Source organism: Polaromonas sp. (genome assembly GCF_016185115.1).
In the GTDB taxonomy this organism is placed as follows: Bacteria; Pseudomonadota; Gammaproteobacteria; order Burkholderiales; family Burkholderiaceae_C; genus Polaromonas.
The window spans coordinates 44580-60713 of the sequence record NZ_JACPOF010000021.1; the positions used below are offsets into that span (position 1 = coordinate 44580).

18 protein-coding genes and 1 pseudogene are annotated in these 16134 nt (G+C 56.0%); 13 read left to right on the forward strand and 6 right to left on the reverse strand.

Annotated features, from left to right (window positions below):
* Positions 1–11 precede the first annotated feature (11 nt).
* On the reverse strand, positions 12–497 hold the full coding sequence (locus tag HYX42_RS15595; RefSeq protein WP_293404634.1) for a ribonuclease P protein component: 486 nt from the start codon (positions 495–497) through the stop codon (positions 12–14).
* A gap of 44 nt (positions 498–541) precedes the next feature.
* Positions 542–676, reverse strand: coding sequence for a 50S ribosomal protein L34 (gene rpmH, locus HYX42_RS15600; RefSeq protein WP_007862708.1), 135 nt, complete (start codon positions 674–676; stop codon positions 542–544).
* A 465-nt stretch (positions 677–1141) separates the two neighbouring features.
* Between rpmH and dnaA the strand changes: the two genes are divergently transcribed.
* The 10 genes from dnaA to HYX42_RS15650 all read left to right on the forward strand — a co-directional run bounded on the left by dnaA (position 1142) and on the right by HYX42_RS15650 (position 11877).
* Positions 1142–2536 carry a chromosomal replication initiator protein DnaA gene (gene dnaA / locus HYX42_RS15605; protein ID WP_293404650.1) on the forward strand — a complete coding sequence of 465 codons (1395 nt, stop codon included), beginning with the start codon at positions 1142–1144 and terminating at the stop codon, positions 2534–2536.
* Positions 2537–2541: 5 nt separating this feature from the next.
* Complete coding sequence (locus HYX42_RS15610; RefSeq protein WP_293404652.1) at positions 2542–2859, forward strand: hypothetical protein; 318 nt, start codon at positions 2542–2544, stop codon at positions 2857–2859.
* Positions 2860–2924: 65 nt separating this feature from the next.
* On the forward strand, positions 2925–4031 hold the full coding sequence (gene dnaN, locus HYX42_RS15615; protein WP_293404654.1) for a DNA polymerase III subunit beta: 1107 nt from the start codon (positions 2925–2927) through the stop codon (positions 4029–4031).
* 149 nt (positions 4032–4180) lie between these two features.
* Positions 4181–6784: a DNA topoisomerase (ATP-hydrolyzing) subunit B gene (gene gyrB, locus HYX42_RS15620; protein WP_293404656.1), complete on the forward strand. Its 2604-nt coding sequence runs from the start codon at positions 4181–4183 to the stop codon at positions 6782–6784.
* A 45-nt stretch (positions 6785–6829) separates the two neighbouring features.
* On the forward strand, positions 6830–7078 hold the full coding sequence (locus HYX42_RS15625) for a DUF3297 family protein (protein ID WP_293404658.1): 249 nt from the start codon (positions 6830–6832) through the stop codon (positions 7076–7078).
* A 27-nt stretch (positions 7079–7105) separates the two neighbouring features.
* On the forward strand, positions 7106–7993 hold the full coding sequence (gene yghU / locus HYX42_RS15630; protein WP_293404660.1) for a glutathione-dependent disulfide-bond oxidoreductase: 888 nt from the start codon (positions 7106–7108) through the stop codon (positions 7991–7993).
* A 36-nt stretch (positions 7994–8029) separates the two neighbouring features.
* Positions 8030–8638 (forward strand): 3'-5' exonuclease, encoded by a 609-nt coding sequence (locus HYX42_RS15635; protein ID WP_293404662.1) that lies wholly within the window; start codon positions 8030–8032, stop codon positions 8636–8638.
* A gap of 380 nt (positions 8639–9018) precedes the next feature.
* Positions 9019–10629, forward strand: a complete 1611-nt coding sequence (locus HYX42_RS15640; protein ID WP_293404664.1) for an anti-phage dCTP deaminase — start codon at positions 9019–9021, stop codon at positions 10627–10629.
* Entirely contained in the window at positions 10610–10804 is a 195-nt protein-coding gene (locus HYX42_RS15645) for a hypothetical protein (protein WP_293404666.1), read from the forward strand. Before HYX42_RS15640 ends, HYX42_RS15645 begins: the two co-directional genes overlap by 20 nt.
* A gap of 41 nt (positions 10805–10845) precedes the next feature.
* On the forward strand, positions 10846–11877 hold the full coding sequence (locus HYX42_RS15650) for an HNH endonuclease signature motif containing protein (protein ID WP_293404668.1): 1032 nt from the start codon (positions 10846–10848) through the stop codon (positions 11875–11877).
* A gap of 13 nt (positions 11878–11890) precedes the next feature.
* Here HYX42_RS15650 and HYX42_RS15655 read toward each other — a convergent pair whose 3' ends face one another.
* From HYX42_RS15655 to HYX42_RS15670, 4 genes and pseudogenes are all read right to left on the reverse strand, one after another.
* Positions 11891–12385, reverse strand: a complete 495-nt coding sequence (locus tag HYX42_RS15655) for a hypothetical protein (protein WP_293404669.1) — start codon at positions 12383–12385, stop codon at positions 11891–11893.
* 36 nt (positions 12386–12421) lie between these two features.
* Positions 12422–12640: pseudogene (locus HYX42_RS15660) on the reverse strand (cytochrome b/b6 domain-containing protein); the annotation flags it as partial.
* A 48-nt stretch (positions 12641–12688) separates the two neighbouring features.
* Positions 12689–13966 carry a type II toxin-antitoxin system HipA family toxin gene (locus HYX42_RS15665; protein ID WP_293404673.1) on the reverse strand — a complete coding sequence of 426 codons (1278 nt, stop codon included), beginning with the start codon at positions 13964–13966 and terminating at the stop codon, positions 12689–12691.
* Positions 13967–13978: 12 nt separating this feature from the next.
* On the reverse strand, positions 13979–14299 hold the full coding sequence (locus HYX42_RS15670) for a helix-turn-helix transcriptional regulator (RefSeq protein ID WP_293404675.1): 321 nt from the start codon (positions 14297–14299) through the stop codon (positions 13979–13981).
* 643 nt (positions 14300–14942) lie between these two features.
* Here HYX42_RS15670 and HYX42_RS15675 point away from each other — a divergent pair.
* The 3 genes from HYX42_RS15675 to HYX42_RS15685 all read left to right on the forward strand — a co-directional run bounded on the left by HYX42_RS15675 (position 14943) and on the right by HYX42_RS15685 (position 16053).
* A complete protein-coding gene (locus HYX42_RS15675) occupies positions 14943–15125 on the forward strand; it encodes a hypothetical protein (RefSeq protein WP_293405424.1) in 183 nt (60 codons plus the stop codon).
* Between the two features lie 256 nt (positions 15126–15381).
* Positions 15382–15585, forward strand: coding sequence for a hypothetical protein (locus HYX42_RS15680; RefSeq protein ID WP_293404676.1), 204 nt, complete (start codon positions 15382–15384; stop codon positions 15583–15585).
* 237 nt (positions 15586–15822) lie between these two features.
* Positions 15823–16053 carry a hypothetical protein gene (locus HYX42_RS15685; RefSeq protein WP_293404677.1) on the forward strand — a complete coding sequence of 77 codons (231 nt, stop codon included), beginning with the start codon at positions 15823–15825 and terminating at the stop codon, positions 16051–16053.
* Positions 16054–16134 lie beyond the last annotated feature (81 nt).

Below are 16134 nucleotides of genomic sequence, written 5' to 3' on the forward strand. Positions count from 1 at the left end.
TGGGCTGGGCCTCATGTAGAGGCGACACCGGCTTTCATCAAGGCCTGCACTTCATGACGCACGGCTTCTTTCAGCTGCGTCGACGTGGCGCTCAAAAACTCCTTGCGTGAAAACTCACGCCGCAGGCGAACCAAAAAGGCCGCCTGTGGATAGTTCTGCATGGAATCGGCACTCACGTTGTAGATCTGCCTTTTGATGGCGTTGCGGGTCACCGCACGCTTTGCCCAGCGCTTGGGCACCATGGCGCCTATCCATATGTCCTGAACCGGGAACAGTCCCTGGACAGATATGTCGGCAGGCGCAGCAGTGCCGTTATCGGGAATGTTTTTGCGCGAAGAAAGTTCTTTCGCGCCATCAGGTCGGCGTTCAGGGCCCGGCTCGGCCTTGGGTGCAGTGGTATCAAGGCCGTTGCAGTGCAAAACAAAATGCTCAGTTTTGGCAATCACGCTGCCCGCAAGAACCGCCTGGAACTGGGGCCGGGTTTTAAGCCTTTGCACAAAACCCGTCCGGGACCGGCCTGAAGAAGCCTTCAGCGTGAAGCTTAGACTGCCAGGCGCTTGCGGCCCTTGGCGCGGCGTGCAGCAATCACTGCGCGGCCGCCGCGGGTCTTCATGCGGGTCAGGAAACCGTGGGTGCGCGCGCGCTTGACTTTGGATGGCTGATATGTACGTTTCATGATGGCTGCTCTTACTAGTGCTACTGGTTACTGTTGCTGTTTTCGGCGCGCCGGCTTTAAAGCTTTTTTCAAAGCTCAACCACCAGGACCTGCCTTTTTGACCGCTGACAAATGTCCGCCAGTAAAAGCCGGCTCACAAGAATCAATCATCACAATTGATCTTTATGGGCCATTGAAGGCCTGGGACGCGAATCAGGGAAACCCATGATTATCGCAGATTTCCCATGGCTGGCAACAAGTTAGGCGGCTTATTTGGCGCAATGGCTGAGAAGCCCACAATGCCAGGCCAGCCAGCCGGTAAAGCTCCCCGGCAAGCCTGCAGATAACGTGAATATAGGTTTAAACCCGCAGCAATTTATTTTGTGGATAACTTGCCCCCGCAGGTACAATCGCGGCTGCCAAAAACAAAGAATATCCACAAGCGCTCAATGACAACGATTATCAACGCGGCCAACCGGAGCCGCCATGAGTGAAGCTTCGGCGCTGAACATGAGCCACAGTTTGTGGCAGACCTGCGTTGAGCATCTTGCCCAGGAATTGCCCGAGCAGCAGTTCAACACCTGGATTCGTCCGCTGGCTGCCGACGTCGCCGACGACCTCTCCAAGGTCACCATTCAAGTCGGCAACCGTTTCAAGCTCGACTGGATCCGCGCCCAATACGCCGCCCGTATTTCTGCCCTGCTTGAGAAAGTTTCGGGCCATAGTATTCAGCTTGAGTTAGCGCTCGCTCCGCGTGAGGCCCCCAATAAATCAGCATCCATCACACGCGCCTTTGAAGGCTCTGGCGTTCCCGAGCCTGTGGGCCTGGGCGTGGCTGAAGACGTCGCCGGCGCGCCATTCAAGAACCGGCTCAATACCGCGCTGACCTTTGACACCCTGATTGAAGGCACGGCCAACCGCATGGGCCGCGCCGCCGCCATGCATGTGGCCAGCAGCCTGGGCCAGCTTTACAACCCGCTTTTTATATATGGCGGCGTTGGTTTGGGCAAAACCCACCTGATGCACGCCATCGGCAACAAGCTGTTATCAGACAACCCCGCGGCCAAAGTTCTCTACATCCACGCCGAGCAATTTGTGTCGGATGTGGTTAAGGCCTACCAGCGCAAGACTTTCGATGAATTCAAGGAGCGTTACCATTCGCTCGATTTATTGCTGATTGACGACGTCCAGTTCTTCGCCAACAAGGACCGCACGCAGGAAGAATTCTTCAACGCCTTTGAAGCGCTGTTAACCAAAAAGTCTCACATCGTGATGACGTCCGACACCTATCCCAAGGGCCTGACAGACATTCATGAACGCCTGGTTTCCCGGTTTGACTCCGGCCTGACTGTCGCCATCGAGCCGCCTGAACTCGAGATGCGCGTCGCTATCCTGATCAACAAGGCAGCCGCCGAAGCTGCCGTCATGCCCGAAGAAGTTGCCTTCTTCGTCGCCAAGAACGTGCGCTCCAATGTGCGCGAGCTTGAAGGCGCCCTGCGCAAAATCCTCGCCTATTCGCGTTTCAACCAGAAGGAAATCTCCATCCAGCTGGCCCGCGAAGCCCTGCGCGACCTGCTTTCCATACAAAACCGCCAGATCTCTGTCGAGAACATCCAGAAGACAGTCGCCGACTATTACAAGATCAAGGTCGCCGACATGTATTCCAAGAAGCGCCCGGCCAGCATTGCCCGGCCGCGCCAGATCGCCATGTACCTGGCCAAGGAACTCACCCAGAAGAGCCTGCCAGAGATCGGCGAGCTCTTCGGCGGCCGTGACCACACCACCGTGCTGCATGCCGTACGCAAGATGTCTGCCGAGCGCCAGCAGATGACCGAGCTCAACCAGCAATTGCACGTGCTTGAACAGACGCTCAAGGGATGATGAAGATGTTTCTTGCCATCAACTCCCCTGACCGTCATTGCGGACTCGATCCGCAATCCATGACCCCGCATTCAGCGCTGAAATCAAAGTCATGGATGCCGGATCAAGTCCGGGATGACAAAACGGGAGATAAAGCACGGGAAAACCCTTCCCTGATAACCATGGGTATAAGTTTTGAACAACCCATGGCTTATCCACAGGCAGGACGCCAAACCCAAAGTTGTTCATGTTTCGAAGCAGGTCTCGCAGGGGTATTCAACACAAGGTTAAACAATCGCCAAGTGCTTGATCAAAAAGGGGAAAATAGCGCTATCCACAGATAGCAGCTGCCCTTACTACTACTACTAATTTGAATTAAAGAATTAAAGAGAAAGAACAAGAGGAAGTCATGATCGTTCTGAAAGCTACCCAGGATAAAGTTTTGTCGGTACTGCAATCGGTCGCCGGTATCGTCGAGCGTCGGCACACGCTGCCGATTCTTGCCAACGTGTTGATCCGCAAGACAGGCTCGCAGCTTCAGCTGACGACCAGCGATCTTGAAATCCAGATCCGCACCACGGCCGAGCTTGAAGGCGACAGCGGCAACTTCACCACCACGGTCGGCGCTCGCAAGCTCATCGATATCCTGCGTTCCATGCCCAGCGACCAGACCGTGTCGCTCGAGTCGGCGCAGAACAAGCTGATCCTAAAGGGTGGCAAGAGCCGCTTCACGCTGCAGACCCTGCCGGCTGAAGACTTTCCGCTGGTGCAGGAAGCCGCCAACTTCGGCCCGGCCTTCTCGGTGCCGCAAAAGACCCTGAAAGAACTGCTCAACCAGGTGTCGTTTGCCATGGCTGTGCATGACATTCGCTACTACCTCAACGGCATTTTGTTCGTCGCTGAAGGCAAGCAGCTCAGCCTGGTCGCCACCGATGGCCACCGCCTGGCTTTCTCGTCCGCCACGCTCGATGTTGAAGTGCCAAAACAGGAAGTGATTTTGCCGCGCAAGACAGTGCTCGAAATGCAGCGCCTGCTCAGCGACAAAGAGGGTGCGATTGAAATGCAGTTCGCCGGCAACCAGGCCAAGTTCAGTTTTGAAGGCATGGAGTTCGTCACCAAGCTGGTCGAAGGCAAGTTCCCAGACTACAACCGCGTCATTCCCAAGAACCACAAAAACATCATCACGCTGGGTCGCCAACCACTGCTGGCCAGCCTGCAGCGCACAGCCATCCTGACCAGCGAGAAGTTCAAGGGCGTGCGCCTGAACATTGAGCCGGGCACCTTGCGCGTGGCGTCCAACAACGCGGAACAGGAAGAAGCCGTCGACGAGCTCGACATCGACTACGCAGGCGATGCGATTGAAATCGGTTTTAACGTCACCTACCTCATTGACGCACTGGCCAACATGGACCAGGACATGGTGAAGATTGAGCTGGCTGATTCGAACAGCTCTGCACTGCTCACCATTCCCGACGATGCGGCCTTCAAATACGTCGTGATGCCGATGCGGATTTAAGTCACGCAAGAGTGAAGAGACAAGTCAGATGCAACTGCGATAGACCATAAAAATAAAACCCCCAGACCCGCTTACCAAAGCGGGTTTGGTCATTCAAGAGATTGAAGAAATCCGGCCACGCCGGATGAAGATTGGATAAAGAAGCCGGTATGACTGAAGAAAACAAAGCTGAAACACCTAACAACGACGCCCTGGTGAACGTCAACAACGGCGATGCAGGCGAGGCAAGCTCCAATTACCAGCCCAAGATAGATACCAACCAGGCCGGCGCGTCTGAAGCCTATGGTGAAGGCTCCATCCAGATTCTTGAAGGCCTTGAAGCCGTGCGCAAGCGCCCTGGCATGTACATCGGCGACACATCTGACGGTACTGGCCTGCATCACCTGGTGTTTGAGGTGGTTGATAACTCCATCGACGAAGCACTGGCCGGCCATTGCGACGACATCGTGGTCACCATCCATACCGACAACTCGGTCAGCGTTACAGACAACGGCCGCGGCATTCCGACCGGCATCAAGATGGACGACAAGCATGAGCCCAAGCGCTCTGCTGCTGAAATTGCATTAACCGAGTTGCACGCCGGCGGCAAGTTCAACCAGAACAGCTACAAGGTCTCAGGCGGCCTGCACGGCGTGGGTGTGAGTTGCGTTAACGCCCTGAGCAAAATGCTGCGCCTGACGATTCGCCGAGACGGCAAGGTGCATGTCATGGAGTTCTCACGCGGCTTTGTGCAGAACCGCATCATTGAACAGGTTGACGGCGTTGATGTGTCACCGATGAAGGTGATGGACGATACCGACAAGCGCGGCACTGAAGTTCACTTTTTGCCCGACACCGACATCTTCAAAGAGAACAACGACTTTCATTACGAAATTTTGAGCAAGCGCCTGCGCGAGCTCAGCTTTCTGAACAACGGCGTGCGTATTCGCCTGAAAGACGAACGCAGCGGCAAGGAAGACGACTTTGCTGGCGCCGGCGGCGTCAAGGGTTTTGTTGACTTCATCAACAAGGGCAAGACGGTTCTCAACCCCAATGTGTTTGCTGCCATGGGCGACCGCCAGAGCGACCAGGGCACCAACATCGGTGTTGAAGTTGCCATGCAGTGGAACAGCGGTTACAGCGAGCAGGTCCTCTGTTTTACCAACAACATTCCCCAGCGTGATGGTGGTACCCACCTGACCGGCCTGCGCGCCGCCATGACGCGTGTGATCAACAAATACATCGACGATTCAGAGATCGCGAAAAAAGCCAAGGTCGAAGTCACCGGCGACGACATGCGTGAAGGCCTGTGCTGCGTTCTGTCGGTCAAGGTGCCTGAGCCCAAGTTCTCAAGCCAGACCAAAGACAAGCTGGTGTCGAGCGAGGTGCGCGGCCCGGTGGAAGACATCGTCAGCAAGCTGCTGTACGACTACCTGCAGGAGCGCCCGGCCGATGCCAAGATCATCGTCGGCAAAATCATTGAAGCCGCCCGAGCGCGTGAAGCCGCCCGCAAGGCGCGTGACATGACGCGCCGCAAAGGTGTGCTCGACGGCATGGGCCTGCCCGGCAAGCTGGCCGATTGCCAGGAGAAAGACCCCGCCATGTGCGAGATCTACCTGGTCGAGGGTGACTCCGCCGGTGGCTCTGCCAAGCAGGGCCGTGACCGCAAGTTCCAGGCAATCCTGCCCCTGCGCGGCAAGATCCTGAACGTTGAAAAAGCGCGTTATGAAAAGCTGCTCACCAGCAATGAAATTTTGACGCTCATCACTGCCCTGGGCACCGGCATAGGCAAGGCCGGTGGCAGCACCGGCAACGATGACTTCAACGTCGCCAAGCTGCGTTACCACCGCATCATCATCATGACCGATGCTGACGTTGACGGCGCCCACATTCGTACGCTGCTGCTCACTTTCTTTTACCGCCAGATGCCCGAGCTGGTCGAGCGTGGTCACATCTACATTGCCCAGCCGCCGCTGTACAAGGTCAAGGCCGGCAAGGAAGAGCAGTACCTCAAAGACACCGCAGCGCTAGACGGCTTTTTGCTGCGCATTGCGCTCAAAGACGCGTCGTTGCAAACCGCAGGCGAAGGCGGCAGCCTGCTCAATGGCGAAACGCTGGCAGAGCTGGCACGCAAACACCAGCTGGCCGAGTCTGTCATTGCCCGCCTGCGCGACTTCATGGATGCAGAAGCCCTGAAGGCGATTGCAGACGGCATCAGCCTTAACCTCGACACCGTGGCCGATGCTGAAGCCTCGGCCGCCCTGCTGCAGAAGTTTTTGCCCACCGCTGAAGTCGCCGGCGAATTCGACGTACGCACCGACAAGCCCATCCTGCGCATCAGCCGCCGCCACCACGGCAACGTCAAGAGCAGTGTGCTCACACAAGACTTTGTGCACGGCGCCGACTATGCCACTCTGGCTGATGCAGCCGCCACGTTCAAGGACCTCATCGGCGAAGGTGCCAAGGTCATGCGCGGTGAAGGTGAGCGCCAGAAGGAAGAAAAAGTCAGCGACTTCCGCGAAGCGATGAAATGGCTGATTGGCCAGGCAGAAAACGCCACCTCACGCCAGCGCTACAAAGGCCTGGGCGAGATGAACCCCGAGCAGTTGTGGGAAACCACGATGGACCCAACAGTACGCCGCCTGCTGCGCGTGCAGATCGACGACGCCATCGAAGCCGACCGCGTGTTCACCATGCTGATGGGCGACGAGGTCGAACCCCGCCGCGAGTTCATCGAGCAGAACGCCCTGCGCGCAGCGAACATCGACGTTTGATGTTCGTTGATTGAAACCTCATTAATAAATTCTTTGCCCTGACCCATGACCGAACCCATCGCACGCCCCGAGTTGCCCGATCACCTCTCTACCGACGAACGCAGCCCGCATTTCGTGAAAGAAATTTTTGAGCACGAGGTCGGCATCCGCTTCAACGACAAGGAGCGCAACGACGTGCAGGAGTACTGCATCAGCGAAGGCTGGATCAAGGTACCCGTGGGCAACAAGGTCGACCGCAAGGGCAACCCGCTGACGATCAAGCTCAAGGGCAAGGTCGAAGCGTTTTACAAGTAAGCGGCGCAATCCGAAAAAGGGCACCTGATGAGCAACGCAGATGAATACGTCCCGCCCAAAGTCTGGACCTGGGACAAGGAAAGCGGTGGCAAGTTTGCCAGCATCAACCGCCCAATTGCTGGTGCCACGCATGACAAGGAACTGCCAGTCGGCAAGCACCCGCTGCAGCTTTACTCACTGGCCACGCCCAATGGCGTCAAGGTCACCATCATGCTTGAAGAGCTGCTTGCACTGGGCCACAGCGGCGCCGAGTACGACGCCTGGTTGATTCGCATCAATGATGGTGACCAGTTTGGCAGTGGCTTTGTGGCGGTGAACCCCAACTCAAAAATCCCGGCGCTGATGGATCGCAGCGGCAAAACACCTGTGCGTGTGTTTGAGTCGGGCGCCATTCTGCAGTACCTGGCCGAGAAGTTTGTTGCCTTTATGCCCGCTGGTGGCGCTGAGCGTGCCGAATGTCTGTCGTGGCTGTTCTGGCAGATGGGCAGTGCGCCGTTTCTGGGTGGCGGCTTTGGTCATTTCTACGCTTACGCACCTGCCAAGTTTGAATACCCCATCAATCGTTACGCCATGGAAGTCAAGCGCCAGCTCGATGTGCTGGACCGCCATCTTGCAGAGCACCACTACCTCGCCGGTGACGACTACACCATCGCCGACATGGCCGTGTGGCCCTGGTACGGCAACCTGGTCAAGGGCCTGGCCTACGGTGCAGGCGAGTTCCTCAGCGTGCACGAGTACAAAAACGTGTTGCGATGGACGGATGAAATCGCGTTGCGTCCTGCCGTACAACGCGGCCGCATGGTCAACCGCGTGATGGGCGAGCCCTCAAGCCAGCTGCATGAGCGCCACGACGCCAGTGATTTCGACACCCAGACGCAGGACAAAATCGGCCCCGCCGCTACGGGCAAGTCGTAGAAGCAAACAGCAGATGACCTTGATCGCAGCCAGCACATGACCTGCATCGCCGTCATCGACTTCGAGACCACCGGCCTGTCACCCACCATGGGCGACCGCGCGACTGAAGTAGCCATCGTGCTGGTTGAAGATGGCCAGGTGGTCGACCGCTTTCAGAGCCTGATGAATGCAGGCCTGCACATCCCCGCTTTTATTACCAGCCTGACGGGCATCACCAATGCAATGGTGGCCGCTGCGCCCGCCGCAGAGAGCGTCATGCGCGACGCCAGCCGCTTTGTAGGCAGCGCACCTATGGTGGCGCATAACGCTTCGTTTGACCGCAGGTTCTGGCAGGCTGAACTGACGCGCGCAGGGGAAGCCGCCATGCAACCTTTTGCCTGCACCATGCTGGTTGCCAGACGGCTTTACCCGCAGGCGCCCAGCCACAAGCTTGGTGTGCTGGTGGACTATCACCGTTTGCCCAGGGCTGGACGCGCGCACAGGGCTATGGCTGATGCTGAAATGGCTGCGTCGTTGCTTGGGCAGATCCAGAATGATTTGCGTACACGGCATCGGGTTGCAAAGGCAGATCACGGCGTTTTGATGGCGTTACAGCGGTGTGCCAAGCCAGCTGTGGGGACGTTGATGGCGAGATATGCCGGTTAGACAGGCTTTGATTCATCGCCGTAAATCATTCGTCTGACATTTGATTTCAGGGGGTCAATGAATAGGGGTCCCCATTTTGGCTCTGTCCTTTGTGTCTGCGTGCTGGGAAGTTATCATGCCTTGAGAGACGTAGGAGAGCTTGATCTCCATGAGTATTTCATTGGCGAGGGCAGATCAACACAAAGATGCCTGTAGGCAACAGGGTCGACCGCAACCGGAACCCGTGGACGATCGAGTAGAAGGGGCGGGTTGAGGCGTTTTATCAGCTGAAGAACCACAAGATTCCGGGCGTGATATTTTGAAATTCAGGTGAGGTTCTGCTTGCAAGTTATTTTGGTGACCTCACCAGCCGACGTGAAAAATTTAATAAAGGGGGAGACATGGCGACTGCTCAAAAACCTAAAGCTGCTAATGACGCTGTGAGTAAGGGGGATTTGTTCTCTCCATTGAAGATTAAGGACTTAATTTCTTCTACTCACACTAATGAGTTGGTAATTGCTCTATGCGGCCCAATCGGTTCACCGATGCATGCCGTTGCAGAGAAAATCAAAGATATGCTGGAAGAAACGTTTGCGTATGACTCGTGCAATGTCATAAAGCTGAGCCAATTTATTAGTGAGAATGGAGCGAAGCTCTCAACTCCAATTTCGTCAGGCAATGGAAATGCTGCTAGTCGCATTGATGCCTTGATTACGCATGGAAATGACATGCGCAAAGCATTTGGTAACAGCGTTTTAGCAGAACTCGCTGTAAATCAAATAAGGTTGGATAGAGAGCTCAAGGGACGGGATGCCACTACCGGACAATATACGCCAAGACGGGTTTGCCACATTATTGATTCAATTAAGAATCAAGAAGAGATGACACTACTTCGCACTGTATACCGAGAGGTTCTGTATGTAGTGGGTGTTTTTGCACCATTAGAAACAAGGGAGCAGAATCTCAAAAATAAAGGGATGGACGTAGCGGAGATCTACAAGTTGATGGATAGAGACTCTGGTGAAGAGTTGGAAGAAGGGCAGACAGTTGCTAAAACGTTTCCTCAATGCGATTTTTTTCTGAGGATGGCATCGAATTCGGAATCGCAATTGAAAAGCAGAGTCGAAAGATTTTTACATCTGATTTTGGGAACCAAAATAATCACGCCTACAAGAGCTGAGACTGCGATGTACGCTGCAGCGTCCGCAGCAGGTAATTCAGCTTGTCTGTCCCGGCAAGTAGGTGCTGCCATCACTGATTCTGAGGGCGAAATTTTGTCAACCGGCTGGAATGACGTGCCGCGAGCTTTTGGTGGGCTGTACCAAACAGAGCATGACACTGATCCAAATGGAGAACGAGATCTACGCTGCTGGAACAAAGATGGCGGGAAATGTTTCAATGACGAGGAAAAAGATGGCTTGGCACGACAAATCGTGCAGTCGCTAAGCCCATATATCTCCACCGGATCTATGGACGCTGCGGTTGAGACCGTTATAAAAGATAAAAGGCTTCGAGGTTTAATCGAGTTTTCGCGATCGATTCATGCGGAAATGCATGCAATTCTTACGGCTCTGAAAAGTAGCGGAAGTAGAGTTCACGGAGGAATGCTATTCGTGACCACATATCCTTGCCATTCTTGCGCGCGCCATATCGTTGCAAGTGGGATAAAAGAGGTTTATTACATCGAGCCATATAAAAAGAGTCTTGCTACAAAGCTACATGATGACGCAGTGTCTGAGCGAGAGACTGAAACCGGCAAGATGCGAATACTTCCTTATGACGGTGTGGCTCCAACAAAATACCTATCGTTGTTCCGAATGACGCCAGATTCACGTAAGGAAAAAGGCCGCGTAATCAAAATTGCGCCGAAAAATGGCGTTCCAAGACTGGAAAAGAGTCTTGAGGCCCTTCCAGCCTTGGAGGGCTTGGTGGTAAAGTCTCTCGTCAGTAAGAATCTCGTGAATTCGGCGGAGGTAGCCAAGGGGAATGACGATGGACCAAACGCAGCTTGAATTAGATTTACAGATGGCACCGGATCAAACCGAGTTACCGCGGAAAAAAACTGCGGAGATAGTAGATCTAACCAGTGTTTTTGCTAGCAAGCAGCAGAGCAGGATGGTAAAAGTTTACGCTGCAATTTTGGAGTCTGTCGAGCATATTGGCGGTTCAGATAAACGCTATAAATAACTTCTTCGGTATCTGAAATTTCCGCGCCTCCCGCGTAATTTTTGCGCGCTTCACCAGACATTCGTCTGGCCCTCGAGGAAAAGCCGTTGCGGTATTGGTGGGTCAATCAAAACCAGACTTATCGCCAAGAGATTCAGGGCGGCTACCTCTGGTCGCCTAAACGCAAATCAAACCAAGCGAGAAATCCCTTTTACGATTTCATGCGTGAAGTTGCGCCTGGGGATGTAGTTTTTTCTTTTGCTGGAACAGTGATTGCTGCGATTGGGACAGCTACTTCTCATGCCCAAGAGGCGCCCAAACCTGCTGAATTTGGCTTGACTGGCGCGTATTGGGAAAATATTGGCTGGCGTGTCAATGTCTCTTTTGTTGAACTTCGGTCACGAATTAGGCCATCTGACTACATGGATGTCCTTGCCCCGCTCCTGCAAAGGTTATACGCACCTTTACGACCTGATGGCGTCGGCATGCAGGGCGTTTACCTCACATATTTAACGGACGCATTCGCGGCTGCTCTTGTTGACCTTCTTGGCGCAGAGGCGCGATCCGTGGTTATGGGATTCCGAGTCACCGAAACCGATCCCCCGCAGTCTTCAGTGATCCAGCTTCAATGGGAGGACCACTTAATCGCCCAGATTAAGAGCGATAACAAGATCACAGAGACTGAAAAAGAAACGGTTGTGATGGCTCGTCGAGGGCAAGGTCTTTTTAAGCAGCGAGTGATGGAACTCGAGAGAGCTTGCCGAATCACCGGTGTGACCAAGGAAGAACACTTAAGAGCGAGTCATTGCAAACCTTGGCGGGACTCGTCGAATCAAGAGCGGCTGGATGGTGAGAATGGGCTGCTGCTTACGCCGACGATGGATCATTTGTTTGACCAAGGATTCATTGGCTTTGAAGGAAATGGAGATCTTCTGATTTCGCCTGTGGCGCACATGGACTCTTTGGCACGGATGGGCCTCTCTCGTGGCGAGAAATTCAATGTGGGTAACTTCTCGTTGGGGCAGCGAAATTATTTGGAATATCACCGCGAAGAAGTTTTATTACGGTCAAAGTTTTTGGCTCAAAAGGTATGACTTCGCCCGCGTCTTAAGGAGGAATGCCGAGTTGCAGGAGTTCCTTGACACGCGCGCCGTCGATTTTTCTCGCAGCAAGCAGCTCGCTCACGACGTTCTGCATCCTCGAAAAGTACAGCTGGAAGATCGGGGCAACAGCTTGTGTCGCATGGCGCACAAACTCCTCGTCTTCCTCTTTCGTGAAGTCATTGTCTTCAGTTACCGTGCGCCCGGCGAACTCCTGACGGTCTCGCCAAGCATTACCAAGTACAGTCGCGCTGATTTCTTGTAGGTCAACCCAGTCAACGAGACCGGTTTGCACCAAGTAGAACTCAGCAGCATATCCACCGCACGCCACACTCCGTTCCATGTCCGGCATGACATCGCAGCAGCGCGCGACCGCGAAGCCTCTTGCATCGCCTTCAAGAAATTCGATGCAGTCTAGGTCGCCGCCCATGTGCAAGCAAATAGTGGCGTGGCCGACCTCATGCCAGGCCTTGAACTCATCGCTATTGATAGTGATCTTCATAGAAATCGTTTTGCGGCATGTTAGTGCATCGCTCTCCTATGGCAACATCCGCTGCAACTCAGGATCCTTGTCAACGAACTGGTGCTTCAACGCGCCGCCCAGATGCGCGACCCACACATACAGCAGATAGCTGGCCACGGTGTGCGGCAGGTCGAAGGCGTCGTGCAGCATTTCTTTTGTGGCGGGCTCTATGGACATGATCCAGCCTACGCGGGGCCAGGGCACGAGGCCGAAGAGGTGCATGGGGTGGGTGGCGGCGTCTTTCGAGGTGGAGTTCTGACATGCCTTTTTAGCTGAAAACGGTCATACGGCAAAGACGTTTTCCATGGCCTGAATTTCTGTGCCGGGTAGTTGCAGGGCCCTGGCCTTGTCCTGCCATGATGCAACGGCGGTCCTGACCTGGTCGATGATGGTCTGGGCGTCTTCTGGCTGAATGCGGTAGTAAGCCGCTGTTGCCTTGAGTGCATCTATGTCGGGCTCTGCGGTCTTGCCGTCCCAGGTCAGTGCGTGCTGGTGTTTGTCGCGGTTGGGGTTCATGTCAAAGGCCGGGCTCAGGCGCCAGCCGTCGGGCAGGCGAACAAACCCGTGGTTGCGAAGATGATCGTCGCGGTTGCCGGCGAGCAGGTTGAAGACGGCGCGGCGAAAGAGTTGCGCGAGGTCTTCCGTCAGGCCTGTGCCGCCCTGGGTCTCCAGCACTTCCACAAGATCGAGATAGCTGGCGCCGGGATCGCCGTCGGTGCGCTCGAGCAGGGTCATGGCCGATGCGTACATGCGCCTTGCCTGCGGGTTGCCATTGACGTTTCGGTCGAAGCGCTGAACGCAGAAGGTGTGGTACCTGTCGCTGAGAGCGAGCCTGCTTGAGGCGGGCACGTGGATGCCTGCTTCACGCGCGAGCTGGTGGGTGAGGTATTCCCAGCTGCCCCAGTCATAACGGTCGTTGTGGGCGGGGAATTTCGCCAGCCACAGGGTGCCATCGGCGGCGGTGTAGCTTGCCTTGGGCCTGGCCCCGCCCAGCGAGCTGCCGGGGGCAATGAGCATGGCGAGCCACTGTTCGTATTCGGGCAGTTCTTCTACGCCGGGTGCGTCGAGCTTTTGCGCAATCGCGGCCAGCTCGCGCAGGTCGGTCAGCGGTGGCGCCGGCAGCGGGTGGTCGTCCATGAAAGGCGCGTCTGGCCCGGCGCGGTACCTGAGCGCGCCTGTGCGGGTGAAGTCGTGTACGCCGAGCATGAAGTCCAGGTCGTTCAGGTGGCGCATGGTGCGCCCTTCTTTTCTGGCCTGGCTGGCCTCGCGGCGCTCCATGAGCACCCGGCCCCAGCGGTGAGGTGCTGAATCCAGAAAGATGCCGAAGCCCCGTGTTTGCGCGGCGTGTTGCTCGCCGCCGTACAGGTCCAGTCGCGGGTCAAGCAGAAAACGCCGGGCGTTGCCCAGCCAGTCTGCGGTGTATTCGAACGAGGGGGCGAGATTGATGCGGGCGTCGTTGGGGTAGAGGGTGCCGATCTGTATGGCCTTGCCAAGTTCGGGTGCGTCCAGATGGATCTCAATGGCGGCCCGTGCCTGCTGTATGTTTTTTGGACTGGCCATGATGCGCCGGCGCTAGGGCTGTGGCAGCACGGGGGTGGCCCGGTGACCCAGTGATTTCAGGTCCTGCAGCTTGCGGCCCAGCTGGTCGTCACTGGCGATGCTGTCGAGGTCGGTCTCCAGCCCCAGCACGCGCATCGCCCGCAGGTAGGTGCCGAGAGAGACGTTGGGGTCGCCCTCTTCCAGCCGCTTGAGGGTGTTGCGGGAGATCCCCACTCTTTCGGCGAAAACGGTGGTGGAGAGTTCGCGCCTGCAGCGTGCGAGCTGAAGCCGCTGGCCCAAGGACCGGGCCAGCCTGGTCAATGAAGGCGAAAGCGGAAGGTGGACGCGGGGCATGGCAATACTTTGAGTAGAAAGCAGTTATTTTGCTCATTATATGTACGGCTGCTGGTGTGAACCACTTTGATTGGTTTATATATTGAACATAAATATCGATTTTGCTCAATATATGTGGCTGAAAATCTATAGATGCAGGGCTTACAAGCCTGGCGTGGCCGAATCAGGGTGGCGTGCGCTGTGGCAAAACGCCCTTGTTCGCACTGGCAAGTCGGGGGCATGGCGCTGAGCGATTTTGCTGCGTACGTTAATTTTTTAACGTACACGTTAATATTTTCGGAAAAGTTAAGTTCCTAGTTAACTTTTGCCATTTTGGGCGTCTGGAGCAGGTCAAAAATGCCTCCAAAAGCCGAAAAACAGGCCTTTTCAGGGGCCAAAAACGGCTGCAGGCCAATAAATACGCACGTGAGCTGCTACTAAAACAGTAGCAATTTGCTTGCCCGCGCCCGTCACACCCGCATACGGGGCGATGTCTGACACCCGCGCCAGGAGGCTTGCACAGAATGGACTTGTGCTCACCCGGGCACTTGTTCATCCAACCATCCCCAAGGAGACCCTCATGGCAGCGAAGCAGACCAAACGCATCAACACCCACGACCAGACCGCCCAGGCGCAGCAGGAAGTGAGCCCGCAGGAGGAGTCGATGGAAGAAAGCGGCAAACCCGCTGGCCATGGCGGCAAGGTGGAAAACGACCACAACCAGACCGGCGACAAAAAACCGACCCAGCGCAACGAAGGCCAGCGTACCGCCAACAGCCGCAGCGACCGTGAATCACATGTGGGCGGCGGCAACCAGCTGCAGTCGCGGCGCGGCGGGCGGCATTGAGACCGTTGAGCCCGGCCCTTCACGTGTCATCCCGGACTCGATCCGGGATCCATCCCCCTCCTCTGGTTTAGAGCACAGGGTCATGGATTGCGGATCGAAGTCCGCGATGACATCGCTCTTGCAAGGCGCACAGGACACCCGGTTGCGGCCTTGTCCTACAAGCGGAAATTTCTGCTTCCCCAGAATGAACTGCAAGGCGGCGGGTTGTCACAGCCAGACACCCGCCGGTAACTCAATGCCAATTTAAGGAAGCAGCATGGCAGACAGGTTTAACTCGCGTGACAGACAACGCCACCAAGGCGACACAGACAGCGAATTCGGCGGCCGAGTCAGTGTGCACCGCGCCCGCCAGATGAATGATGGCGACTACCGGCAGCAGGGCCACAGCGACCGCGACAAGCAGTTGCATGGCCGCGAGCCTGCCCGCCCCCGTCACAGCGACGGCTGGCACGCACGCTAGTCATAAGCAAGTTTCGAGGCCTGGGCCTGTCAGAGATGGCAGGCCCTTTTTTTTTCATCTGCACCAGTCGGCCTGTGTAAAGAAGATGCCCGGCAAACCGCGCCAGCGCAGCATTGGCGCAATTGCTTACAGGCGTCAACCTGCCAGACACAAGGCGTTTAACGGCGCCGTCCATGATGTCCTCTCCGGTTCACAAAACGGTTCACAAGAAGAAATCAACCGAAAGGATTCAACACTGTGAAAACCATCAACTCCCTGACCTTTTTTGCCCGCCCGCGCTACCTGCGCGCGATACCCTCGCTGGTGCTGCTGACCACCGCGATGGCCTGGGGCATGGCGCCTGACGGCACAGATGGCGATGGTGATGCTGCGCAGAAAAAAGCGCGCGTCACGATGAGCCACAACGCGCCGGCAACGGCTGGTGCACCCCAGTTGCCCGGCGTGTCGTCGAGGACTTTCAAAGGCTGACAGCACGGGGTTATCCGCCTCGCCCGCACGTGGGCCCTGCTCCATAATGTTTGCTGACAGCCAGTGCCCCGCGGCACCGGC

What these genes read in the sequence shown, in the direction of transcription:
- rpmH (WP_007862708.1), bottom strand. Translation starts at nt 676, where the DNA reads ATGAAACGTACATATCAGCCATCCAAAGTCAAGCGCGCGCGCACCCAC.
- dnaA (WP_293404650.1), top strand. Translation starts at nt 1,142, where the DNA reads ATGAGTGAAGCTTCGGCGCTGAACATGAGCCACAGTTTGTGGCAGACC.
- HYX42_RS15610 (WP_293404652.1), top strand. Translation starts at nt 2,542, where the DNA reads ATGTTTCTTGCCATCAACTCCCCTGACCGTCATTGCGGACTCGATCCG.
- dnaN (WP_293404654.1), top strand. Translation starts at nt 2,925, where the DNA reads ATGATCGTTCTGAAAGCTACCCAGGATAAAGTTTTGTCGGTACTGCAA.
- gyrB (WP_293404656.1), top strand. Translation starts at nt 4,181, where the DNA reads ATGACTGAAGAAAACAAAGCTGAAACACCTAACAACGACGCCCTGGTG.
- HYX42_RS15625 (WP_293404658.1), top strand. Translation starts at nt 6,830, where the DNA reads ATGACCGAACCCATCGCACGCCCCGAGTTGCCCGATCACCTCTCTACC.
- yghU (WP_293404660.1), top strand. Translation starts at nt 7,106, where the DNA reads ATGAGCAACGCAGATGAATACGTCCCGCCCAAAGTCTGGACCTGGGAC.
- HYX42_RS15635 (WP_293404662.1), top strand. Translation starts at nt 8,030, where the DNA reads ATGACCTGCATCGCCGTCATCGACTTCGAGACCACCGGCCTGTCACCC.
- HYX42_RS15640 (WP_293404664.1), top strand. Translation starts at nt 9,019, where the DNA reads ATGGCGACTGCTCAAAAACCTAAAGCTGCTAATGACGCTGTGAGTAAG.
- HYX42_RS15645 (WP_293404666.1), top strand. Translation starts at nt 10,610, where the DNA reads ATGGACCAAACGCAGCTTGAATTAGATTTACAGATGGCACCGGATCAA.
- HYX42_RS15655 (WP_293404669.1), bottom strand. Translation starts at nt 12,385, where the DNA reads ATGAAGATCACTATCAATAGCGATGAGTTCAAGGCCTGGCATGAGGTC.
- HYX42_RS15665 (WP_293404673.1), bottom strand. Translation starts at nt 13,966, where the DNA reads ATGGCCAGTCCAAAAAACATACAGCAGGCACGGGCCGCCATTGAGATC.
- HYX42_RS15670 (WP_293404675.1), bottom strand. Translation starts at nt 14,299, where the DNA reads ATGCCCCGCGTCCACCTTCCGCTTTCGCCTTCATTGACCAGGCTGGCC.
- HYX42_RS15675 (WP_293405424.1), top strand. Translation starts at nt 14,943, where the DNA reads ATGGAAGAAAGCGGCAAACCCGCTGGCCATGGCGGCAAGGTGGAAAAC.
- HYX42_RS15680 (WP_293404676.1), top strand. Translation starts at nt 15,382, where the DNA reads ATGGCAGACAGGTTTAACTCGCGTGACAGACAACGCCACCAAGGCGAC.